Origin of the sequence: Methylobacterium persicinum, assembly GCF_022179525.1 — a bacterium.
GTDB lineage: Bacteria > Pseudomonadota > Alphaproteobacteria > Rhizobiales > Beijerinckiaceae > Methylobacterium > Methylobacterium persicinum.
On the sequence record NZ_BPQX01000018.1, the window covers coordinates 124,414 to 146,304 of the forward strand.

At 69.7% G+C, this 21,891-nt stretch carries 23 protein-coding genes; 11 read left to right on the plus strand and 12 right to left on the minus strand.

Features of this window, described 5'->3' with window-relative positions; genetic code table 11:
* Positions 1–145: 145 nt before the first annotated feature.
* Positions 146–1,315, minus strand: a complete 1,170-nt coding sequence (locus tag MFF22_RS07995; protein ID WP_238248431.1) for a phosphoserine transaminase — start codon at positions 1,313–1,315, stop codon at positions 146–148.
* A 187-nt stretch (positions 1,316–1,502) separates the two neighbouring features.
* Between MFF22_RS07995 and MFF22_RS08000 the strand changes: the two genes are divergently transcribed.
* Positions 1,503–1,682 (plus strand): hypothetical protein, encoded by a 180-nt coding sequence (locus MFF22_RS08000; protein ID WP_238248432.1) that lies wholly within the window; start codon positions 1,503–1,505, stop codon positions 1,680–1,682.
* Positions 1,683–1,688: 6 nt separating this feature from the next.
* On the opposite strand, the gene trmD is transcribed toward MFF22_RS08000, so the two are convergent.
* The gene (trmD, locus tag MFF22_RS08005) at positions 1,689–2,399 is read right to left on the minus strand and encodes a tRNA (guanosine(37)-N1)-methyltransferase TrmD (RefSeq protein ID WP_238248433.1); all 711 of its coding nucleotides are present in this window, start codon (positions 2,397–2,399) and stop codon (positions 1,689–1,691) included.
* Between the two features lie 75 nt (positions 2,400–2,474).
* Between trmD and MFF22_RS08010 the strand changes: the two genes are divergently transcribed.
* On the plus strand, positions 2,475–3,203 hold the full coding sequence (locus MFF22_RS08010; protein ID WP_238248434.1) for a class I SAM-dependent methyltransferase: 729 nt from the start codon (positions 2,475–2,477) through the stop codon (positions 3,201–3,203).
* 383 nt (positions 3,204–3,586) lie between these two features.
* Here MFF22_RS08010 and rimM read toward each other — a convergent pair whose 3' ends face one another.
* The 5 genes from rimM to MFF22_RS08035 are packed head-to-tail and all read right to left on the minus strand — an operon-like array spanning position 3,587 to position 6,774.
* The gene (gene rimM, locus MFF22_RS08015; protein ID WP_238248435.1) at positions 3,587–4,264 is read right to left on the minus strand and encodes a ribosome maturation factor RimM; all 678 of its coding nucleotides are present in this window, start codon (positions 4,262–4,264) and stop codon (positions 3,587–3,589) included.
* Positions 4,265–4,275: 11 nt separating this feature from the next.
* The gene (rpsP, locus tag MFF22_RS08020) at positions 4,276–4,638 is read right to left on the minus strand and encodes a 30S ribosomal protein S16 (protein WP_238248436.1); all 363 of its coding nucleotides are present in this window, start codon (positions 4,636–4,638) and stop codon (positions 4,276–4,278) included.
* A gap of 9 nt (positions 4,639–4,647) precedes the next feature.
* Positions 4,648–4,977: a chorismate mutase gene (locus tag MFF22_RS08025; protein WP_238248437.1), complete on the minus strand. Its 330-nt coding sequence runs from the start codon at positions 4,975–4,977 to the stop codon at positions 4,648–4,650.
* On the minus strand, positions 4,974–6,545 hold the full coding sequence (ffh, locus tag MFF22_RS08030) for a signal recognition particle protein (RefSeq protein ID WP_238248438.1): 1,572 nt from the start codon (positions 6,543–6,545) through the stop codon (positions 4,974–4,976). Before ffh ends, MFF22_RS08025 begins: the two co-directional genes overlap by 4 nt.
* Positions 6,546–6,555: 10 nt before the next feature.
* Positions 6,556–6,774 (minus strand): eL24 family ribosomal protein, encoded by a 219-nt coding sequence (locus MFF22_RS08035; protein WP_238248439.1) that lies wholly within the window; start codon positions 6,772–6,774, stop codon positions 6,556–6,558.
* A 520-nt stretch (positions 6,775–7,294) separates the two neighbouring features.
* Between MFF22_RS08035 and MFF22_RS08040 the strand changes: the two genes are divergently transcribed.
* The 6 genes from MFF22_RS08040 to lanM all read left to right on the plus strand — a co-directional run bounded on the left by MFF22_RS08040 (position 7,295) and on the right by lanM (position 13,179).
* A complete protein-coding gene (locus MFF22_RS08040) occupies positions 7,295–7,912 on the plus strand; it encodes a kinetochore Spc7 family protein (protein ID WP_238248440.1) in 618 nt (205 codons plus the stop codon).
* Between the two features lie 424 nt (positions 7,913–8,336).
* Positions 8,337–9,362, plus strand: coding sequence for a Rieske 2Fe-2S domain-containing protein (locus tag MFF22_RS08045; RefSeq protein WP_238248499.1), 1,026 nt, complete (start codon positions 8,337–8,339; stop codon positions 9,360–9,362).
* Positions 9,363–9,471: 109 nt separating this feature from the next.
* Positions 9,472–9,711: a DUF6894 family protein gene (locus tag MFF22_RS08050; RefSeq protein WP_238248441.1), complete on the plus strand. Its 240-nt coding sequence runs from the start codon at positions 9,472–9,474 to the stop codon at positions 9,709–9,711.
* A 45-nt stretch (positions 9,712–9,756) separates the two neighbouring features.
* The gene (locus MFF22_RS08055; RefSeq protein ID WP_238248500.1) at positions 9,757–10,818 is read left to right on the plus strand and encodes an MBL fold metallo-hydrolase; all 1,062 of its coding nucleotides are present in this window, start codon (positions 9,757–9,759) and stop codon (positions 10,816–10,818) included.
* A 130-nt stretch (positions 10,819–10,948) separates the two neighbouring features.
* Complete coding sequence (locus MFF22_RS08060) at positions 10,949–12,565, plus strand: ABC transporter substrate-binding protein (protein ID WP_238248442.1); 1,617 nt, start codon at positions 10,949–10,951, stop codon at positions 12,563–12,565.
* Positions 12,566–12,765: 200 nt separating this feature from the next.
* The gene (lanM, locus tag MFF22_RS08065; RefSeq protein ID WP_238248443.1) at positions 12,766–13,179 is read left to right on the plus strand and encodes a lanmodulin LanM; all 414 of its coding nucleotides are present in this window, start codon (positions 12,766–12,768) and stop codon (positions 13,177–13,179) included.
* Positions 13,180–13,261: 82 nt separating this feature from the next.
* On the opposite strand, the gene pcaD is transcribed toward lanM, so the two are convergent.
* Positions 13,262–14,050, minus strand: a complete 789-nt coding sequence (gene pcaD / locus MFF22_RS08070) for a 3-oxoadipate enol-lactonase (RefSeq protein WP_238248444.1) — start codon at positions 14,048–14,050, stop codon at positions 13,262–13,264.
* A 19-nt stretch (positions 14,051–14,069) separates the two neighbouring features.
* The gene (locus MFF22_RS08075; RefSeq protein ID WP_238248445.1) at positions 14,070–14,279 is read right to left on the minus strand and encodes a DUF2061 domain-containing protein; all 210 of its coding nucleotides are present in this window, start codon (positions 14,277–14,279) and stop codon (positions 14,070–14,072) included.
* Positions 14,280–14,374: 95 nt separating this feature from the next.
* Here MFF22_RS08075 and MFF22_RS08080 point away from each other — a divergent pair, with 95 nt between their 5' ends.
* Complete coding sequence (locus tag MFF22_RS08080; protein WP_238248446.1) at positions 14,375–14,809, plus strand: DUF1810 domain-containing protein; 435 nt, start codon at positions 14,375–14,377, stop codon at positions 14,807–14,809.
* Positions 14,810–14,987: 178 nt separating this feature from the next.
* Here the strand turns inward: MFF22_RS08080 and MFF22_RS08085 are convergent, their stop codons facing one another.
* From MFF22_RS08085 to MFF22_RS08095, 3 genes are all read right to left on the minus strand, one after another.
* Complete coding sequence (locus MFF22_RS08085; protein ID WP_370877584.1) at positions 14,988–17,420, minus strand: PBP1A family penicillin-binding protein; 2,433 nt, start codon at positions 17,418–17,420, stop codon at positions 14,988–14,990.
* Positions 17,417–18,058, minus strand: a complete 642-nt coding sequence (locus tag MFF22_RS08090) for an HdeD family acid-resistance protein (protein ID WP_238248448.1) — start codon at positions 18,056–18,058, stop codon at positions 17,417–17,419. Before MFF22_RS08090 ends, MFF22_RS08085 begins: the two co-directional genes overlap by 4 nt.
* A gap of 145 nt (positions 18,059–18,203) precedes the next feature.
* The gene (locus MFF22_RS08095) at positions 18,204–19,400 is read right to left on the minus strand and encodes a transglycosylase SLT domain-containing protein (protein ID WP_238248449.1); all 1,197 of its coding nucleotides are present in this window, start codon (positions 19,398–19,400) and stop codon (positions 18,204–18,206) included.
* Between the two features lie 370 nt (positions 19,401–19,770).
* Here MFF22_RS08095 and MFF22_RS08100 point away from each other — a divergent pair, with 370 nt between their 5' ends.
* Both MFF22_RS08100 and MFF22_RS08105 read left to right on the plus strand, forming a co-directional pair.
* The gene (locus MFF22_RS08100; protein ID WP_238248450.1) at positions 19,771–20,961 is read left to right on the plus strand and encodes an inositol-3-phosphate synthase; all 1,191 of its coding nucleotides are present in this window, start codon (positions 19,771–19,773) and stop codon (positions 20,959–20,961) included.
* Positions 20,961–21,887, plus strand: coding sequence for a hypothetical protein (locus tag MFF22_RS08105; protein ID WP_238248451.1), 927 nt, complete (start codon positions 20,961–20,963; stop codon positions 21,885–21,887). Before MFF22_RS08100 ends, MFF22_RS08105 begins: the two co-directional genes overlap by 1 nt.
* The last annotated feature ends 4 nt before the right edge of the window (positions 21,888–21,891 follow it).

The following is a 21,891-nucleotide window of genomic DNA, read 5'->3' on the forward strand; positions in this document are numbered from 1 at the left end:
GCGGTCTTAGCGAGTCCTGGAGGCCTCCTTCGAGGCCCGCTTTCGCGGGCACCTCAGGATGAGGATAGGGAACGGGAATGACCCGGACTTGCCGGGTCCCGCTGCTGCTCCCCTCGAGTAAAGGGGTGTGCTCGCGTCGGAAACGTCAGGCGGCCTGGGTGAGGGCCGCCTTCTCCTGCGCGAAGGCCCAGTCGAGCCAGGGGAGCAGCGCCTCGATGTCGGCGGTCTCCACCGTCGCCCCGCACCAGATCCGCAGGCCGGCGGGCGCGTCCCGGTAGGCAGCGATGTCGAGGGCGACGCCCTCCTTCTCCAGGCGGGAGGCGATGCCCTTGGCGAGCGCCGCCACGGCGTCGTCGCCCTTGGCGAGCACGTCGGGATCCGCGATCACGAGGCATACGCCGGTGTTCGACCGGGTCGCCGGATCGACGGCGAGGGGGGCTACCCACGCCGTCCGGTCCACCCAGGCATACAACGCCGCCGCGTTGGCGTCGGCCCGGGCATGGAGGGCCGGCAACCCGCCGATCCGCTTCGCCCAGGTCAGCGTGTCGAGGTAATCCTCCACCGCCAGCATCGAGGGCGTGTTGATCGTGTCGCCCTTGAAGATACCCTCGATCAGCTTGCCGCCGTTGGTGAGGCGGAACACCTTCGGCAGGGGCCACGACGGCGTGTGGCTCTCCAAACGCGCCACGGCCCGGGGCGACAGGATCAGCATCCCGTGCGCGGCCTCGCCGCCCATCACCTTCTGCCAGGAGAAGGTCACGACATCGAGCTTGGCCCAGTCCAGCGGCTGCGCGAAGGCGGCGGAGGTTGCGTCGCAGATCGTCAGCCCCTCGCGGTCGAAGGCGATCCAGTCACCGTTCGGCACCTTCACCCCGGCGGCCGTGCCGTTCCAGGTGAAGACCACGTCGCTGTGCTTCGTGTCGATGGCCGACAGGTCCGGCAGGACGCCATAGGGCGTCTGATGGATCGCCGGTTCGATCCTGAGCTGCTTGAGGGCGTCGGTGACCCACTCCTTGCCGAAGGCTTCCCAGGCGGCGACGGCCACCGGGCGACAGCCCAGCAGGGTCCACATCGCCATCTCGACGGCGCCGGTATCGGAGGCGGGGACGATGCCGATCCGATAATCGGCCGGGACCTGCAGCACCTCGCGGGTCAGGTCGATGGCCCGGGCGAGCTTGGCCTTGCCCAGCGGAGAGCGGTGGGACCGGCCGAGCGCCGCATCGGCCAGGGCCTCGGGGGTCCAGCCGGGGCGCTTGGCGCAGGGGCCGGACGAAAAGTGGTTCACGCGCGGTCGCGCGGTGGGGCGAGCACTCATGATGATCCATCCTTGCAGATGGGCGCTCCTCGTTGGGGAGGAGTGTCCCGCCGCCGCCTCTGCGCCCAAACGTGGCCGGTGGCAAGCCCGATCCGTGCTGGGACGAAGCCCGGACACCGCTGGGAACGGGCAATTAAGGACGGCCCGGTAGCCTGAAGTGGTACCGCGTTGCGTTCCAGGTGCACCCATGTCCTACGAAGATGCCGCCATCCTCGCGGTCTTCACGATTGTCTTCGCCGTCGTGATCGCCCTGCTTCCCCGCGGGCGGAAAGCCGACCTGCTTGAGCGGCCGCAGGCCCACGTGCTGGAATTCGACCCGCTCATTCTCGATGCCGACGGCCCGGTCCTCGATCTCGAAGCCGCCTGAGCGTCCTCAGGACCGGCTCCGGGTCAGGAGGTCCGGCCGGCGTTCCGCCGTGATCCGCTCGGCCTGCTCCCGCCGCCACCGGGCGATGGCGCCGTGGTTGCCGCCGCTCAGCACGTCGGGAATCGCCTGGCCCTCCCATTCCCGGGGCCGGGTGTAGTGCGGGTATTCGAGGAGGCCGCCCTCGAAGCTTTCCTCGACGCCCGATTCGGCCTTGCCCATCACCCCGGGCAGCAGGCGCACGCAGGCATCGAGGAGCGTCAGGGCCGCGATCTCGCCGCCCGAGAGGACGTAATCGCCGATCGAGACCTCCTCCAGGCCGCGCCCGGCGATGACGCGCTCGTCCACGCCCTCGAACCGGCCGCAGACGACGAGCACGCCCGGACCCTCCGCCAACTCGCGCACCCGCTCCTGCCTGAGGGGACGCCCCCTGGGGGACATGAGCAGCCGGGGGCGGGGATCGTCCGGCGGTGCCGCGGCATCGATGGCCGCCCCCAGGACATCGCAGCGCAGGACCATGCCCGCCCCGCCGCCGGAGGGAGTGTCGTCCACCGTCCGATGCCGCCCGAGCCCGTGCTCGCGGATGTTGCGGGCCTCCAGGCTCCACTCGCCGCGGGCGAGGGCGTCCCCCGACAGCGAGACGCCGAGCGGCCCGGGGAACATCTCCGGGTACAAGGTGAGGATCGTCGCCCGCCAGGGCGTTTCGCGGGTGCGCGTCATGACGCTCCATCGCCCGACCGGTGCGGCACGGTCAACGCGGCGGGCACCGGGGCGGCCCGGACGGGTTGTCGGGGGATGATCCGCTCCCTGCCTTTCGCCGTCTGCCTCGCCCTTGCCCCCCTCGTGCCGGTCCAGGCTGCGGGACCGCTGGCACCGTCGGGGGCGCCGGCCGACGCCTTCCCGAAGCCCGACCGTCCGGTGGCCGAGATCGTGGCACCGCAATGGACGGCCGAGGCCGAGCGGGACAAGGACGGCGAGTTCAAGACCGTCGCCCGCGCCCTGCACATCGCCCCCGGCGAGACCGTGGCCGATATCGGCGCTGGCAGCGGCTACTATGTGGTGCGCCTCAGCCCCCTTGTCGGCGAGACGGGCAAGGTCCTCGCGGAGGACGTCACGCCCGCCTACCTCGCGAGCCTCGAACGGCGGGTGAAGGGTATGGACAACGTGACGGTGGTGCGCGGCGAGCCCCACGACCCGCGCCTGCCGGCGAACTCCGTCGATGCGGTGGTGCTCGTGCACATGTACCACGAGATCACCCAGCCCTTCGGACTGCTCTACAACCTCGCGCCGGCCATGCGGCCGGGCGGCCGAGTCGGCATCGTCGATGCGAACGACATTCCCTCCCGGCACGGCACACCGCCAGCTCTCCTGCGGTGTGAATTGTCCGCCGCCGGCTACCGGGAAACGGGGTTCCACCCGCTGAAGGATGGCGTCTACCTCGCGGTGTTCGAGGCGCCATCGCCGGAGAATCGGCCGAAGCCGGAGGCGATCCGTCCCTGCCGGGATACGGCAACGGCCCGATAAAGATCCCGCTTCATTGCTGCACACTCAAAGCTCAACGGCACGCTGCTTGAGCGATCAAGGTCCGCTTGCAATAACGGCCACGCTCAAGGCGCCTCTCCGGCCCGAAGGCCCTCGCTACGGGGCTTGCGGCGGAATTGATCGGCCGTCGCCCCCGCGAGGGTGAGGAGATCGATCGGAGAGGAGGTGATGTCGTGTGCTCGGAATACCGATTCTCACCGTCACCGTGAGTAAAAATGCCAGCGCGTGGTCGTTGACCATCGCGCTGGCATTCAAGCTCATATAGCAGCAGAGCAAAGAAGCCGGGGCGAGGTAGCGCTTTCCCCGGCTCCGTCCCAAGAATAAATCCCCGGCGCCTGAATTTCAATCGCTTCGCTTGAACTGGCTCAGCCCGGATCGTCTGCGGGCTTCGGCCCTGGCGCCTCGAACAGGTCTTCGGGCAGCGCGACGGTGATCCGCCGGGCTTGCAGGTCGAGGACGGGGACGAATGCCTTGGTGAAGGGTAGGAGCGCCGTCGCACCACCCGCGGCCGGGCGCAGTTCCAGGAGATCGCCGCCGCCGTAGTTCGGCACGGCGACGACGGTCGCGACGATGGTCCCCGACGCATCGACCGCGGTGGCGCCGATCAGGTCGGTGGTGAAGAACTCGTCCGCTTCCTCCGTGCGCCCCAGGCGGGCGCGGGGGACGTAGACCGCGAGCCGGTTCAGCGCCTCGGCGGCGGTGCGGCCGGAGACGCCGTGAACGCGGGCGATCAGCATGTCGGGCGCGGAGCCGGCAGCGGGGCGGACCTCGGCGAGGGTCAAAGCCCGCCCGTCGGCGGTCATCAGCGGGCCGTAGCCCGCGATGCCCAGGGGCTCGGCCGTGTACGATTTGAGCCGAACCTCGCCGTGAAGCCCGTGCGCCCGCCCGAACTCGCCCATCAGGACGAGATCCGGGTCGAGGGCGGGGGCGGGCGGCTTCGGCGCGGGGGGCTTGGCCGAGGTCGCGGCCTCCGGCGTGAGGGCCGGAGGCCGGGCGCGGCGGGCGCCGTCCCGGGAGTGAGGACCTGCGGGGCGGCGCGTCACCAGTCGGCGCCTTAAGCGGCGGCGTCCTCGGCCGGGGCGGCGGCCTTCTCGGCGCGCTTGGCGGCCCGCTCCTTGGACTTCTCGCCCGGCTCGGCCTTCTGCGGGTTGTTGCGGGCCGGACGCTTGGCGAGGCCGGCCTGGTCGAGGAAGCGCAGGACGCGGTCCGTCGGCTGCGCGCCCTTGGCGAGCCAGCTCTGGATCTTCTCGTTGTCGAGAACGACGCGGGCCGGATCGTCCTTGGCCTTCATCGGGTCGTAGGCGCCGACCTTGTCGATGAAGCGGCCGTCGCGGGGCGAGCGGGCGTCGGCGACGACGATGCGGTAGTAGGGGCGCTTCTTGGCGCCGCCGCGGGTGAGACGGATCTTGAGCGACATGGTGTGTTCCTAGTCTTGGTTGTCGACCGTGGCGCCGTGCTCGGCCGCGATCGTCTGGTGGTGCCGGATGACTTCCTTGACGACGAACGCCAGAAACTTCTCGGCGAAATCGGGGTCGAGCTTGGCATCGACCGCGAGTTTGCGGAGCCGGGCGACCTGACGGGCCTCCCGGTCCGGATCGGAAGGGGGAATCCCCTTGCGGGCCTTCAGCTCGCCGACCCGCTGCGTGCAGCGGAAGCGCTCGGCGAGCAGGTGGATCAGGGCTGCATCGAAGTTGTCGATGCTGTCGCGCAGGCGCGCGAGCTCGGGATCGACGGCTTGAGCAGAAAGGATCGTCATTTCTTCTTCCCGAACGGCAGGCCGCCCAGCCCGGGGAGCTTCGGCCCCCCGAGGCCCGGCAGGCCCGGCAACTTCGGCATCCCGCCGCCGCCCCCGAGGCCCGGCGGCATCGGCGGCAGCTTGCCGCCGAACTGCTTCTCCAGGGCGGCGATCTGTTCCGGCGTCGGCTCCGGCATCCCCGGGGGCAGGCCGGGCATGCCCCCCGGCATCCCGCCGCCACCGCTGCCGAGCCCGAACATCGAGCCCAGGGCCTGCCCGATGCCGCGCTTGCCCGAGCCCATCGCCTTCATCATGTCGGCCATGGTCCGGTGCATCTTCAGGAGCTTGTTGATCTCCGAGACGTCGACGCCCGAACCCGCCGCGATGCGCTTCTTCCGGGAATTCTTCAGAAGATCCGGGTTCTTGCGCTCCTGCGGGGTCATCGAGGAGATGATCGCCCGCTGGCGCTTGAACATCTTCTCGTCGAGGTTGGCGCCCTCGACCTGCTTCTTGATCTGCCCCATGCCGGGCAGCATCCCCATCAGGCCGCCGATGCCGCCCATGCGCTCCATTTGCGCGAGCTGCATGGACAGGTCCTCCAGGTCGAACTTGCCCTTGCGCATCTTCTCCGCGGTGCGGAGCGCCTGCTCGTGGTCGATGGTCTCGGCGGCCTTCTCGACCAGCGAGACGATGTCGCCCATGCCGAGGATTCGGTTGGCCACCCGCGCCGGGTGGAACTCCTCCAGCGCGTCGACCTTCTCGCCAGTGCCGACGAGCTTGATCGGCTTGCCGGTGACGGCGCGCATCGACAGCGCCGCGCCGCCGCGGGAATCGCCGTCCATCCGGGTGAGGACGATGCCCGTCACCCCGAGCCGCTGGTCGAAGGCGCGGGCAGTGTTCACCGCGTCCTGCCCGGTCAGGGCGTCGGCGACGAGAAGCACCTCGTGGGGGTTCGTGGCCGCCTTCACCTCGGCGGCCTCGGCCATCAGGGCCTCATCGACCGTGGTCCGGCCGGCGGTGTCGAGCATCACCACGTCGAAGCCGCCGAGCCTGGCGGCCTCCATCGCCCGGCGGGCGATCTGCACCGCCGACTGCCCGGCGACGATGGGCAGGCTTTCGACGCCGACCTGCTTCGCCAGCACCGCCAGCTGCTCCATGGCGGCGGGGCGGCGCGTGTCGAGGGAAGCGAGCAGCACCTTTCGACGCTCGCGCTCGCTGAGGCGGCGGGCGATCTTGGCGGTGGTGGTGGTCTTGCCCGAGCCCTGCAGGCCGACCATCAGGATCGGCACCGGGGCGGGGGCGTTCAGGCTGATCACCTCGGCATCGGTGCCGAGCATCGTCACCAACTCGTCGTTGACGAGCTTGACCACCATCTGGCCCGGCGTCACCGACTTCAGCACCGTGGCGCCGACGGCCTTCTCGCGGACCCTGTCGGTGAAGCCGCGCACTACCTCGAGGGCGACGTCCGCCTCCAGCAGGGCCCGGCGCACCTCGCGCATGGCGGCGGTGACGTCGGCCTCGGTGAGGGCGCCCCGGCGGGTGAGGCCGGAGAGGATACCGGAAAGCCGGTCGGAAAGTCCTTCGAACATGCCCGGCCCGTTACTGCTCGAGCCCGGCGCGGGAGACCCGGCGGGCCTGCAGCGCCGCCTCGAAACCCTGGATCGCGCGGGCGAACTTGTCCCGGCACTCGGGGTTGCAGAACCCGACGACGGCGCCGTTGTAGAGGGTCAGCGAATCGGCGGCGATCGGCTTGCCCGACCAGGGGCAGGCCTCGTTCACCGCGTCTTCGATCTTCAGCACGTTCTGCTCGGCCACCATGCGGTGTTTGCCTCCGCCACCGGACCCGCCCTCGGCGACCAGCCCAACACCCATCGCGCCCGAGGGCGCAAACGCGCTGTCGGGCGTTGACCTCCGGCCTCTCGGGCCGGTCGGCGGGTCGTTACAGCGATCGTGTCAGATCGGGAGGGCGGGACCTACCCGGCCATTGGGGAAAAGTCAATTTTCCGTCGGTCCAGGGCACGACTGATCACGTTGAAGTGGCCCCCAGCCTCTCACCTCATCCTGAGGTGCCCGCGTCAGCGGGCCTCGAAGGAGGGCTCCAGCCTGCCGCGCGATCCCTGGAGCCCTCCTTCGAGGCGGCTGTCGCCGCACCTCAGGATGAGGGGAAGATCTGGAGAAGAAAGTGAACCAACTCGTTCGGGTGAGGCTCAAGCTCACCCAAGGGCGGCGCGGCGGAACAGTCTCCGCCGAAGGGGTGCGGCGGATCGGTCGCAGGTCTTTACGCTGTGTTAAGTATGTTTGGATTGGGTGGCGGTATCGATTCCCAGGACGTTGACCGATGTCTGAACCCGCCCGCGCCTTCCCGATTTTCGAGGATGACGATGCCGCGGCGCCGGGCCCCCTGCGGGATTGGCTCGCTGCCATGCGACGGTACGAGAATGACGCCTTCGATCCGTCGGGCGTGGCGGAGCACGGGGCGAGGCCAGTCCCCGGCTCGGATTGGACGCGGGGACCTCGCACGGTCCTGCCGGAGCAGGTCGGCGACGCGGCCGAAGTGGCCGACATTTCGGAACTGATGGCCGAGAACCTGATGCTGAAGGCGAAGCTGAAGGTCGAGCATGACCGGCAGGATGCCTTGCAGAGCGCATTGGCCGAGCAGATCCGCGAATTGCGTGAGCACATCGCATCTGAAATGGAATCGCTCGAAGGCCTCAGGGCCGAGCAGTCCGCGGCGCAGGCAGCGGCCGAGGAGTTCCGCTCCGAGCGGGAACACCTCCGCCGGGACCGCGAGGCCCTTCGCGGCGAACGGGACAAGGCCGCCGCCGAGCGCGATGCGGCCCGAGGCGAGCGGGACGCCCTGCTGGCCGAGCGCGATGGGCTGCGCGAGGATTGCGACCTGTGGCGGGCACGGGCGGAGGCCCTGGCCCAGCCCCTGTTCCAGCCCGTCAAGCGCTAAGATCAGTCACGCGGGTTTTAGAACGACGAAGGGCCACCCCCTTAGGGATGGCCCTTCCATTGCCGGTCCGACACGTCCGGCGGATCTGGTCCGAGATCGGGTCTCTAGCGTGCCTTAGTGCGACACGCCGGAGGCGAAGGTCCAGGTCCGGGAAGCCGAGACGGTCGGCTGATGACAATGAGACACTGGATCACCTCCTTTCGTTGATTGCTGGGACCCGGAAATTAGGCGGCTCAGGGCGGCTTGAAAAGGGTGCCGGCCTGCGTCCGTTAGCCCACCCCCTGTGCCCTCCTTTCGCCGCGGGAGGCATGGGGGTAAGACGGCCCGGGGCCTGACGCCCCGCCCCGCCATCGCGATCCCGCCCGTGAACGTCCAGGTTCCTCCGCCCCGCCCCGCCGATGAGGCCGCCCTCGATCCCGAGGCGATGCGCCAGCCCCTTTCGAGCGCGTGGTACTGCGTCGGCCGGGCCGACTCGGTCGGCGGGGGGCGGCTGCGGGCGGTGGCCCTCAATGGCGAGCAGATCGTACTCGGCCGCGCCAAGGACGGCACGCCCTTCGCCCTGCGCGACCGGTGTCCGCACCGGGGCATGGCCCTGTCCAAGGGGCCGTTCGACGGGCAGACGCTGATGTGCCCGTTCCACGGCTGGCGCTTCGGGACGGATGGGGGATGCCGGGACGTCCCGACGCTCTCCGAGCACGACGTCGCCGATTTCTCGCGGATCCGCGTCCAGCCCTTCCCGATCCGGGAGAGCGCTGGCTTCCTGTGGGTCAATCCGCATCTGGGGCCCCCGGCGGGTGAACCCCCGGCGGTGCCGGAACTCGATTTCACGCCGGCCGGCTGCCTCGTGGTCGAACTGGAGGTGGAAGCCTCCTTCGACCTCACGGTCCTCAGCCTCGTCGATCCAGGGCATGTCGCCTTCGTCCACGACACGTGGTGGTTCCGCCCGTCCAAGCAGCTGCGGGAGAAGGTGAAGATCTTCGAGCCGGTGATGCACGGGTTCACCATGGCGAGCCATGCCACCACGACGAGTTCCCCGGTCTATCGCCTGCTCGGCGGCGTGCCGGAGGTGGAGATCGAGTTCCGCCTGCCCGGCGTGCGCCTGGAACGGATCCGCGCGGGGACGAAGCACGTGGCCAACTACACCTTCGCCACGCCGCTCTCGCCGAACCGGACGATGCTGACCAATGCCCTCTACTGGAGCATGCCGGCACTCAACCTCCTGAAGCCGGTCGCCCGGCCCCTGATGCGGCAGTTCCTTGGCCAGGACCAGCGGGTGCTTCAGGACGCGCAGAAGGGTCTCGACCGGAAGCCCACCATGGTGCTGTTCGGCCAGGGGGACCTCCCGTCCCAATGGTATTTCCGCCTGAAGCGGGAAGCCCTGGAGGCGGGGCTCACCGGTCGGCCGTTCGTCAATCCCCTCGAACGGCGCGAATTGCGCTGGCGCTCCTGATCGGCGCCGATGAACGGTTCCGCTCAGCAATCGGCGCGGGCGGAAAGATCTCGTTAACCATCATTTACGTAGTTTCGCGGTCGGACCGAGCCCCCGAGACGCGTTGCCCATGCCCCGCTATTTTATCGATCTCCACGACGGCACTCAGCCCCTCAAGGACGAGGTCGGGTTCGATCTGCCGGACCTGCCCGCGGCCCGGGCCAAGGTGGTCCGGATCATGTCGGCCATCGCCCGCGACATGCTCCCCGATGTGGAGCGCCAGGATTACGTGGCCGGCGTGCGCGACGATGTCGGCAAGGTGCTCTACCGGGTGCGGCTGTCCCTCGCCACGGAAATGCTCGAAGCCTGAGCGCATCCGCTTGACCGGAGCGGCCCGGCGGCCATCTGCGTGAGGATGAAACGGCGCAGCCTTCTCACGGTCGCCAGCGCGGCCACGGTGATGACCCTCGGCGGCGTCGGCTATGCCGCCCACCGCCGCAACGCGAACCCCTATTATTCCGGCCCGGTCTCGGACCATTTCGACGGCAAACGCTTCTTCCTGCCGGGGGTAAACACCGACCGCGGCTTGAAGGACGTCGCCCGGTGGCAGGCCAAGCGGCGGCGCACGGCCTGGCCCAGAAGCTTTCCGAGCCCCTTTCCCGCCGACCGGCCGCCGGAAAGGGTGGCCGGCCTGCGGGTCGTCCTGATCGGCCATGCGAGCTACCTCGTGCAGGTCGCCGGGCGGAACATTCTGATCGATCCGGTCTTCGCCAAGCGGGCGAGCCCGGTCCGCTTCGCCGGGCCGAAACGGGTGAATCCGCCGGGAATCGCCTTCGGCGACCTCCCGCCCATCGACGCCGTGCTCATCACCCACAACCACTACGATCATCTCGACGGGCCGGGCCTCGCGCGGATCTGGCAGGCGCATCAACCCCTGGTCGTCGCGCCGCTGGGCAACGACGTCATCCTTCGGGGCTACGACGACACGATGCATGTCGAGACCCGCGACTGGGGCGAATCGGTCGATCTCGGCGACGGCCTCTCCGTCCACCTCACCCCCGCCAACCATTGGTCCGCCCGCGGGCTGAACGACCGCCGCATGGCCCTGTGGTGCGCCTTCGCGATCCTCTCGCCGCAGGGGTTCCACTACCATGTCGGCGATACCGGCCTCGGCGATGGGGCGATTTTTCGCGACGTGCGGAGCCGCTTCGGTGCCCCGCGGCTCGCGACCCTGCCCATCGGCGCCTACGAGCCCCGGTGGTTCATGCAGCCCCAGCACGTCGATCCGGCGGAGGCCGTCGAGATCGCCGGCATCCTCGGCGCGCAGCAGGCGCTCGGCCACCATTGGGGCACGTTCCAGCTCACCGACGAGGGCGTCGAGCGCCCGGCCGAGGACCTCGCCGCCGCCCTCGCCGCGGCGGGCGTGACGCCGGAGCGCTTCCTGGCCCTCCGGCCGGGGCAGGTCTGGGAGGGCTGACGCACCGTCCGTCACCGCACCTCCGCTCGCGATGACGGGGAGGGGCACAGGCACCGCCCTGGGGCCGGCAGGCACGATGTATGCAAGATACCGGATGCGACGCACCCCTGTGCGCAATCCGGGAGAGCCGATGACCACGTTCGTGCCCACACGCCGCTCCCTCATGGCCGGGGGGGCGGCACTGGCCGCCCTCGGCCCGGCGGGCCGGGCTCATGCCGCGGGGGCTCCGGGGAGCCTGACCTACGGCATCTCGATGACGGACCTGCCCCTCACCACCGGCCAGCCGGACAGGGGCGCGGGCGGCTACCAGTTCACCGGCCTGACCCTCTACGACCCCCTGGTCGCGTGGGAACTCGACGTGTCCGACCGGCCGGGCAAGATGGTGCCGGGCCTCGCGACATCTTGGGAGAGCGATCCGGCCGACCGGAAGAACTGGGTCTTCCGCCTGCGCGACGGGGTGAAGTTCCATGACGGCTCGGCCTTCGATGCCGATGCGGTGATCTGGAATTTCGACAAGGTGCTGAACAAGGAGGCACCGCACTTCGACCAGCGGCAGGCCGCCCAGGTCCGCCCGCGCCTGCCGGGCGTCGCGAGCTACCGGAAGCTCGACCCGATGACGGTGCAGGTGACGACAAAGAATGTCGACAGCCTGTTTCCCTACCAGATGCTCTGGTTCCTGATCTCCTCGCCCGCCCAGTACGAGAAGGTCGGCCGGGACTGGTCGAAATTCGCCTTCGAGCCGTCCGGGACCGGCCCGTTCAAGCTCGCCAAGCTGCTGCCGCGGGTGAGCCTCGAACTGGTGCCGAACACCGCCTACTGGAACCCGAAGCGGATCTCGAAGCTCTCCAGCCTCACCCTAGCCTGCGTCCCGGAAGACCTCGCCCGGGTGAACGCCCTCCTCTCGGGCAACGTCGATCTCATCGAGGCCCCGGCCCCCGATGCCGTCCCGCGCCTGAAGGGGGCAGGGATGCGCATCGTCGGCAACGACACGCCCCATGTCTGGAACTACCACCTCTCCATGCTGGAAGGGTCGCCCTGGCGCGACCTGCGCCTGCGCAAGGCCGCCAACCTCGCCATCGACCGGGCGGGGGTGGTGCAACTCATGGGCGGCCTCGCCACCCCGGCCGTGGGGCAGGTGCAGCCGTCGAGCCCCTGGTTCGGCAAGCCGGACTTCGCCATCAAGACCGATGTCGATCAAGCTCGCAAGCTTGTCGAGGAGGCGGGCTTCTCGGTCAAGAATCCCCTGAAGACCACCATCCTCATCCCGAGCGGTGGGACCGGCCAGATGCTCTCATTGCCGATCAACGAATACGTCCAGCAGAGCTGGGCCGAGGTCGGCATCCAGGCCGAGTTCAAGGTGGTGGAACTGGAGGTCGCCTACACCGCGTGGCGGCAGGGGGCGGCGGATCCGAGCCTGAAGGGCGTGTCGGCCGAGAACATCGCCTACGTCACCTCCGACCCGTTCTACGCGATCCTGCGGTTCTACGATTCGCGACAGATCTCGCCCAACGGCGTGAACTGGAGCCACTATCGCAACACCGAGGTCGATGCCCTCTGCGACAAGGTGAAGGCCAGCTTGGATACGGCCGAACAGGACCGGTTGCTGGCGCGCATCCACGAGATCGTCGTGAACGACGCGGTGCAGGTCTGGGTGGTGCACGATACCAATTCCCACGCCCTGTCCAACCGGGTGAAGCAGTATGTCCAGGCACAGCACTGGTTCCAGGATCTGACAACGCTGGCCTGACCACATTTCGGGGCGGATCGGTCGGGGGCGAACGGACCCGGTATGGCTCCCGATACCGATTTCGCGGAACGATGACTTGAGAAGGCTGGCTATCGCCGGCCTTTTTCGCCTTTCGGATCCCAGCACCCCGCTTTTCGCACTTGCGTCAAGGCACCCTGCGAATTAGGACGGAGCAGCATCAGATTCGGGAGAAAGTGGCAATGACCCTTCGCGTTCTCAGTGGTTTCGCGGCTGTGGCCCTTGTGGCGGCCGGTTTCGCGGCGCCGTCGGCCATGGCCAAGTCCATGGGTGGCGCGGGCGCGGTCAAGATGATCGACACCGACAACGACGGCACCGTCGACATGAAGGAAGTCGAGGCGGTCGCGTCGGCGACCTTCGACCGGCTCGAGAAGGATTCGGATGGCACGCTCGATGCCAAGGAGCTGAAGGGCCGCCTCAGCAAGGCCGGCGTGAAGAGCGCCGACCCGGATTCCGACGGCACCCTCGACAAGAAGGAATACCTCGCCGCCGTGGGCGAGCGCTTCAAGATGGCCGACCCGGACGGGGACGGCACCCTCGATGCCAAGGAGCTGAACTCCAAGGCGGGCAAGGCACTCATCGCCCTCATCAAGTAAGCGGCAGGCCTCAGGGCCCGCGACGGACCGATAAGACCCCCGGCGAGTGGATCGCCGGGGGTCTTTGTCTTGGGCAAGCCAGTCAGCCGCAGCGATCCAGGAAGGCCCTCAGATAGGAGCCCGCCGCGTCCGGCCTCTCCACCGCCAGGAGGTGGGCCGCCTGCGGTAGCACCACGAGTTCGGCCTGGGCGATGCCGGCGCAGATCTCCTCGGCCTTGGCCGGTGGGGTCGATGGGTCGTCCCGCCCGGCAATGACCAGGGTCGGGGCGGTGACGCGGGGAAGAGCGGGCCGCAGATCCATCCGGCCGATCGCACCACAGCAGGCGGCATATCCGGCCGGGTCGCAGGCCACGAACCGCTCACGCACCGCTGCCACCGTCGCAGGCTCGCGGGTGAGGAAGCCGGGGGTGAACCACCGTCCAAGGGTCGCCTCGACGAGGGCCGCGGTGCCCTGCGTCCGCACCGTCCGGGCCCGCTCGCCCCAGGTCTCTTCGCTCGGCAGAGAGGCGGCCGTCGCCATGAGCGTGGCGCTCGCGACCCGCTCCGGGTTCGCGCAGGCCAGGGCCTGCACCGTCATGCCGCCCAGCGACAGGCCGACACAGTGCGCCCGGGCGATTCCCAGTGCGTCGAGCAGTCCCGCGAGGTCCCCGGCGAGGTCGGCGATCTCCGTGCGGACATCCCGGAACCCGGAGCCGCCGTGGCCCCGCGTGTCGTAACGCAGGGTCCGGTACCGGCCCGACAGGGCGGGCAGCAGGGCGTCCCACATCTCCAGGGTTGCGCCCAGGGAGTTGGAGAAGGCGACCACCGGTGCCCCCTCCGGTCCCTCGAGCGAGTAGCGAAGGTCGATTCCGCCGACCGCGATCTGAGCCATGGCGATCCTTTTTCGTGAATCAGGCGCGTCCCTGGGGGACCAAGCCCCAGGCGCGCTCGTGAAGGTAGTAGAGCACGGTCTTGGTGAGCGTCTCCGCGGAAGCGATCGTGCCCGCCACCACGATATTGCCGGTGAAGACCCAGGACAGGACCAGGGTGTCGAGGCTGCCGACGAAGCGCCATGTCATCGCCTTGGCGATGGAGCGCCAGCGGGCATCGGTGGACGGCATGCAGGGACTCTCCTGGGGAACGGCCGTTGCCAACGCACGAGGCGCCCGCGCGTTGACATCCAAATCCCACTCCCACCGATCGGGCAGGAAAAGGCATGTCCCATTCCCACGATGATCCCTTCGACCTCGGCCGCTTCGTTTCGGCCCAGGAGGGCACGGTCGCCCGGGCGTTGAGTGAATTGCAGGAGGGCCGTAAACGCAGCCACTGGATGTGGTTCGTCTTCCCGCAGATCGCCGGCCTCGGCTCGAGCCCCATGGCGCAGCGTTACGCGATCGGGTCCCTCGACGAGGCGCGGGCCTACTTGGCTCATCCGCTGCTGGGTCAGCGGCTGCGGGACTGCACTTTGGCAGCCGTGAGTGCACCGGGCTCCGCCCACGATGTGTTCGGCAACCCCGACGACATGAAGTTCCGCTCCTCCATGACCCTGTTCGCCTTGGCGGCGCCGGAGGAGGCGTTATTCACCCGCGCCCTCGACCGGTTCTACGGGGGCCAACAAGATCCGGCGACGCTGGAGGGGGTCAGGGGTTAGCGCGCTGTCCAATCACAGACGCCAGGACCGCAATGGCCTCGACCACGATCCCACCGTCTTTGCGAGCGCAGCGAAGCAACCCAGGGCAGCGGGCCGTTTCCAATCGTAGCGCGTCCCTAGATTGCTTCACTTCGTTCGCAAAGACGGAGAGGACGGCAATCCTGCCGGCACTCGTCTCCTACCGCCCCCAAAGCCCCACGCGTTCGGCTCTCGCCTGATCCTCCGCTTCGAGGAGGTCGGCCGGGGCGTCCTCCCGGGCGCGGGCGCCCCCCGCGGCGATGATCATGCCGGCGAGGTCGGCTCCGTCGAGGGTGCAGCGGGTGCCGTCCGGACCGGCTTCCGCGCAGACCACCTCCCGCCGACGGAGGTAGCCGGCGAGCTGCCGGGCAAGGTGGCCGCCCTGGCCCTCGACCCCGAGGAGCCTCACCGACCGGCCCCGGAAGGACAGGGTGCCGGTGTCGATCACCGAGGGAACGCCGCGCAGGTCGTCCGCCGGGTTGGCGGCGGGACGCACGACCTGCGCGGCGGGCACCGCCTCCGCCCGCGCGGCCGAGACGGCGTTCCGTGCCCGCCCCTTGGCGATGAGCGCGGAGGCCCGCTGCACGAAATCGTGGAAGATCCCCGCCGGCATCTCGCCGCCGAACATCCGGTTCATCGGGCTGTTGTCGTCGTTGCCGACCCAGACGCCGACCACGAGGTCCGGCGTCATCCCCACGAACCACGCATCGCGAAAGTCCTGGCTGGTGCCGGTCTTGCCGCCGACGATCTGCCCCGGCACCCGGGCCGCCCGCCCGGTGCCCGAGTCCACCACCGCCTGAAGGGAATCGAGCATCATCGTCCGAGGCTCGACGGGGAGGGTCGCCCCGCCCGGTGGATCTCCGCGGACATAGGTCGGCTTCGGATCGCCGCCGCGGATGGCATTGATCGCGTAGGTGTCGAGCGGTGTCCGCCCGGCCAGCACCGATCCGAAGGCGCGGGTCATCTCGAGCAGGCTCACGGAGCCGGAGCCCAGGACGAGGCTCGGCACCTCCGGCAGGTCGGACTGGATGCCGAGTCTCCTGGCCGTGGCGATGATCGCCGGGATGCCGACCTCCTGGCCCACCTCTGCGGCCACGGTGTTGATCGACAGGGCGAAGGCCGTGCGCAGGCTCACCGGCCCCCGGAACTTGCCGTCGTCGTTCTCAGGCTCCCAGTCGCCGATCCGGACAGGGCGGTCGACCATGACCGTTTCAGGTGTGAGGCCCTTCTCGTAGGCCGTCAGGTAGGTCAGCATCTTGAACAGGGAGCCGGGCTGACGCTTCGCCTGGACGGCCCGGTCGAACTGGCTGTCCTCGTAGTCCCGGCCGCCGACGAGGGCCAGGATCGCCCCGTCCTTGGACAGCACCACCATCGCCGCCTGTCCGACCTTGCGGCGGGCGCCGTCCTTGTCGAGGCGGCGGGCCACTACCGCTTCGGCGAGGCTCTGGAGGTCGAGGTTCAGGGTCGAGCGGACGGTGATGTCGCCGTCGGCGCCGGCCAGCCGCCGCAGGTCCGGCGCGATCATGTCGAGGAAGTAGTTGGTGCCCGGCGGTGCCTCCGGCGGCGTCTTGAGGGTCACGCTCTGGCGGCGGGCGGCATCGGCCTCCTTCTGGGTGATGGCCCCGGTCTCGACCATGGCCTGCAGCACCACGTCGGCCCGCTCCTTGGCGCCGCCGAGGTTGTGGGTGGGCGCGAGCTGCGACGGTGCCCGGACGAGGCCCGCCAGCATCGCCGCCTCCGGCAGGGTCAGGGCCTTGGCCGGCTTGCCGAAATACCGCTTCGCCGCCGCGTCGGCGCCGTAGGCTCCGGCGCCGAAATAGGCTGCGTCGAGGTAGCCGAGCAGGATCTCGTCCTTGCTCATGGTCGCCTCGGCCCGGAGCGCCAGCAGGGCCTCCTGCGTCTTGCGCCAGAGGGTCTTCTCCTGGTTCAGGGTGACGAGGCGGACGTATTGCTGCGTGATGGTCGAGCCGCCCTCGCGGACCCCGCCCCCGCGCAGGTTGCGCCACGCCGCCCGGGCCATGCCCCGAAGGTCGATGCCGAAATGGTGGTAGAACCGCCGGTCCTCGATGGCGACGATCGCCTGGGCGAGGTGAGGCGGCAGGTCCGCCTGGGTGAGCCGGTGGCCCCGGAAGCTGCCGCGGGTGGCGAAGACGCGTCCGTCGTCGGCCTCGACGGTCACGGCGCGCTGGCCGGTCGCCACCGCACCGCTGCCGAGGGGCGGCAGGGTCACGAGCGCCGCGCCGACATAGAGGGCGAGGGCGACGAACGGCAGCAGGAGCGCGGCGCAGGCGAGGGCGATGACCGGCCGCCGGCCGGCGAGGCTCCTGAGGCCGGCGAGCCTGCCGCCCCGTGTGCCCGGGGGGACCGGATGGTCTGGGGCGGGCCGGGCCTCCCGGCGGCGGCGTCGCGCGTCCACCGCCCGGGCGACGCCCGAGCGTGCAGCCCGGTACGACGCGTGTCCCGCCCGTCCGGCGAATTGGCCGAGGCTGCGCCCCAGGGCCGCCGCCGCCCCGAGCACTTCCCGTCCTGCGGCTCGGGTGTCGCCCGGCACCCCGTCGGGGTGGGATGGGTCCGGTCGCGGGCTCTCCGTCACGGCCTACGGGGGGCCACGGGCGCTGCGGTGTGACGGCTCCTCAGGCTGAAGGCCAGGATCAGCAACATCACCCCGAAGGCGATGGCGTAGGCGCCGAGCCACCATGTCAGCACCAGGGCCGACATGCCGGGCTCGATGACGAGGGCGAGGCCGAACAGCAGTGAGATGACGCCGCCCAGAAGCAGCCACCACCGCCCGTAATGCAGATGCAGCCGGAACGCCGCGGCGATCATCAGGCCGCCCGTCACGAAGGCCCAGGCGGCCAGCAGCAGCACGAAGGCCCAGACCGCCGCCGCCGGGACGAGGAAGGCCGCGACGCCGACGAGAATGTCCACGAGGCCCTCGAACAGCAGGAAGCCCCACCGCTCATGGTGCTGGGCGGCGCGGACGGCCGCGACGATGGTGAAGACGCCGTCGGCCAGCATGTAGGCGGCGAAGAACAGCACGAGGGAGAGCACGAAGGCGGCGGGCGCGGCGAAGGCCACGGCGCCGAACAGGATGCTGATGACGCCGCGCAGGGCGACGAGCCACCAGTTCCGGGCAAGCGACGCGCTCATGGCGTCGAGACGCGCCGCGCCCACCAGGGGGACACCCGAGGGGGTGGAGGTGCGGGGATCGAAGGTGGGACCGCCTGTCATGGCTTCGCGACTCCGGCTGAGAGGCATCGGCGTTGCCGACAAGCTCCGCCTTTCGCCCACCGAACGCGGGGCGCGCGGGGGCGTTCCGGCCCGTCGTCGCCATGTCCTATCCCCTCTCTCCCCGTGTGGGAATGAGGGGCGCCCCTCACTCGCCGTCGGGCGGCAGCGCTTCGGTCACCTCGATCCGTCCGGGGGAGGAAGGCTCGGCATCCGCCGGGGCCTGCCCGTCCGCGGCGGCGGCCACCGCCGTCACGCCCCGGTAGCGGGCGAGTCGCGCGTCGATCATGTCCTCGATGCGGCTCTGGAATTCGGCGATGGTCAGGTGCCGCCGCTTGCCGCCCTCCTTCTGGGTGAAGAGGCTGCGGTTCGCCTTCGCCGCGGCGCGGAACGCCTTGGCGGCGGTCTCCTCGGGCTTCTCGCTCGACAGGGACATGAACTTGCCGGCGCTCGCCGTGCCAAGGAAATGGGCGAGGTACATCTCGGTGGTCGAGAGGGGACGGCCGACCCGGGCCTCGATCCGCTCGCGATCGCGCTTGATCAGCTCCGCGGCCATCAGGGCGGCGACCCGCGGGTCGTTGCGCAGCGAGAGCACGCGCTCCTTCATTCCGTCCGCCACCGTGATCGCCGGTCCGTTGCCTTTCACCGCGGCGGCCTCCTCCGCGAGGCCATGGCGGGAGCCATAGTCGCGGATCAACTCCAGCCAGGTCGCCTTCACGAACTGGAAAAGCCCCTGCGCCGACGAGGTCGCCGCCTTCGCATCGGTGTCGAAGCTCGATTCCTTGTCGGCCAGGGCCATCATGTAGACGGGATCGACGCCGGCTTCCTCGGAGGCCTTCACGATGGTGTCGACCACCTTCAGCGGCACGCTCCGCTGGCCGAACTTGACGGCGTCCTCGCCGTCTTCCTGCGTCACCCGGGGGAGGGCGGCGAGGTTGTCCTCGATCAGGGCCGTCGTCGGCGGGTCCTGCTCCGGCAGGGGCAGGCCGTTCCAGGCGGACCGGCTCTCCGTCGGTGGGGCCGCGGTGAGGGCGGAGGCGGCCTTGGGGTTCGCATCGATCCGGTCATGGGCCTGGGCGGCCGGGGCGAAGTAGGCCGGAGCGATCGCCGCCTGCGGCAGGCCGAACCCGGCCAGCAGACCCAGCGCCAGGGTGCCTGTGGCGCGCCTGCGGCGGGAGGGCCGGGCTGTCCTGATCGATCCGCCGCCGTTCAGGCCGCGCTTTCCGCCGCGGCTCGGCAGCCAGATCACGCCTTCGTCCTCGACACGGTGCGTGCGGCAGGTCGTTGCGGGCACGCGTCCGCCCACGTCGTCGGCGCGACGCGCCGGCTCCGGGAAAACCCCCATGATTGGTCCTCTTGCATCCACTTCTCCGGAAGGCCCCGGCGTCTGGCGGCCAGGTTGCTTCGGGCGGCGGCTCTATCGGCGCCGGCCGTGACCAGAATGGGACGGCCCCATGATCTGACCGTGGCAGCCTCTACGAACCGTTAACCATGCGGGAGCGGTCGTCCGGGGGGCGTTTCCCCCCGTCCCATCCCCTGTCGCGGGGGGTGGAAGGGACGGCGTCAGAGTGCCCCGCCCGGTCGCAAGATGTCGCAGTTGGGGTTGGAACGAAGCACGTGCGGCCCAGTTGGGTAGGGCCCGTGACCCGGGCGAAGGGGATCCGACCTTCCCATCCCGGACGCTCTCCGCGTCCTCACAAGGACATCAGTTTCCCATGAGCATGCAGACCGGTCGCCGTGTCGGCGTCGCCATCGTTGGCATGGGGGGCGCCGTCGCCACCACCGCCATCGCCGGCATCGAGATGATCAAGTCCGGTTCGAACAGGCTCGATGGTCTGCCGCTCGCCGGCGTCCCGGTGGCGGGCATGGCCGACTACAAGGACCTCGTCTTCGGCGGCTGGGACCTGAACAGCGACGACCTCGCCGCCGCCGCCACCGGCCACGGCGTTCTGTCGAAGGACGATATCGAGAACGGCGCCCAGGTGCTCAAGGGCATCGTCCCCTGGCCGGCGGTGGGCAGCGCCAAGTTCTGCAAGAACATCGACGGGCAGAACCGCATCGTCGCCAAGGATCACCGCGAGGCGGTCTCGGTCATCGCCAACGACCTGAACCGCTTCAAGAGGGAGAGCAACCTCGATGAGGTGGTGGTTGTGAACCTCGCCTCCACCGAGCGCTGGCCCGACCTCTCCGACCCGACCCTGAACTCCACTGCCGCCTTCGAGAAGGGGCTGGATTCGAGCGACGAGGCGATCTCGCCGGCCATGCTCTACGCCTATGCGGCGATCAAGAGCGGCATTCCCTACGCCAACTTCACGCCCTCCGTCGCCGCCGACGTGCCCGCCCTCCTCGAACTTGCCAGGGACCTCAACGTCCCGGTGGCGGGCAAGGACGGCAAGACCGGCCAGACGATGATGAAGACCGTGCTGGCCCCGGCCCTGAAGGCCCGCGCCCTTCACGTGGACGGATGGTTCTCCACCAACATCCTCGGCAACCGTGACGGCCTCGCCCTTAACGACCCGAACTCGCTGCAGTCGAAGCTGAACACCAAGGGCACGGTGCTCGATTCGATCCTCGGCTACCCGGTCGAGGACCACCTCGTGCACATTCACTATTACCGCCCCCGCGGCGACGACAAGGAAGCCTGGGACAACATCGACGTCACCGGCTTCATGGGTCAGCGCATGCAGATCAAGGTGAACTTCCTCTGCAAGGACTCGATCCTCGCGGCGCCGTTGGTCATCGAGATCGCCCGTGTCCTCGACCTCGCCAAGAAGCGCGGCGACGGCGGCGTGCAGGAGCAGCTCTCGACCTTCTTCAAGGCGCCGATGGTCAAGAACGGCCACGGACCGGAGCACGCCTTCGGCAAGCAGGAGAAGATGCTCCTCGACTGGCTGGGCGTACACTGATGCAGGACGACACGGCGGCGGGCCCTGCGGCGCCCGCCGAGTTGCGCGACCTCTTCGTCGAGCTCAACGATCTGAAGCGCGTCCGGTCCGCCGGGCGCGTGGGTACCATCGCCGAGCGCCTGTTCGCGCAGGGCTGGGCGATGCTCACCGGGGGTGCCGATCCGCAGGACGTCGCCCTCGACGTCACCGCCACGGCCCTCGCCGCGGCGCGCCTGACCGACCTCGATGCCGCGTTCCTCACCGCTGCCGGACTCTCCGAAGCGGAGTCCGCCACGGTGCTGCGGGCGGGGTTCGACGAGGTGACGGGCCCCCTCGATCCCGCCCTGCGTGACCGGCTGCGGGCGCGGCTCACCCCCGGCGAGCCGCCCGAGGCCGGCTATGTGCCGGGCTTCGTCGGTGCGCTGGCGGCCCAGCCGAGGGCGGGCGTGACCTGCCCGGGCAAGCCGCGGATCCTGCTGGAGCCGCCGGAGAACCATGCGGAACATTGCCTCATGGTCGCGGTCTACGGTGTCTGCCTGAGCCCGTTCTACCGGGCCGACCCGGGGACGGTGTTCCTGGCCGCGATGGCGCATCACCTGCACAATGCGGCGATGCCCGATGCCGGCTTCACCGGCGAGATGCTTTTGGGGGACCATCTCCTGCCGATCATGGAGGTCGCGACGGGCTGGGCCCTCGGCGAACTCGACGAGGCCGGTCAGCTGCGCGGCGAGGTCGAGCGCGCCCGCGCCGTCCTGCCCGACGATTCCACCGCCGAGGGCCGGGCCTTCCATGCGGCGGATTGCGTCGACCGGGTGCTTCAGATCGCCCAGCATCTCCGGGCCGCCTCGCTCACCATGGGGACGGTGCTCGACGAGATGGAGCTCGTCCATGCGGGCCCGGTGAAGGGATTCCATGACAGGGTCCTTCGCGACATGCGCATCCCTTGAGGGC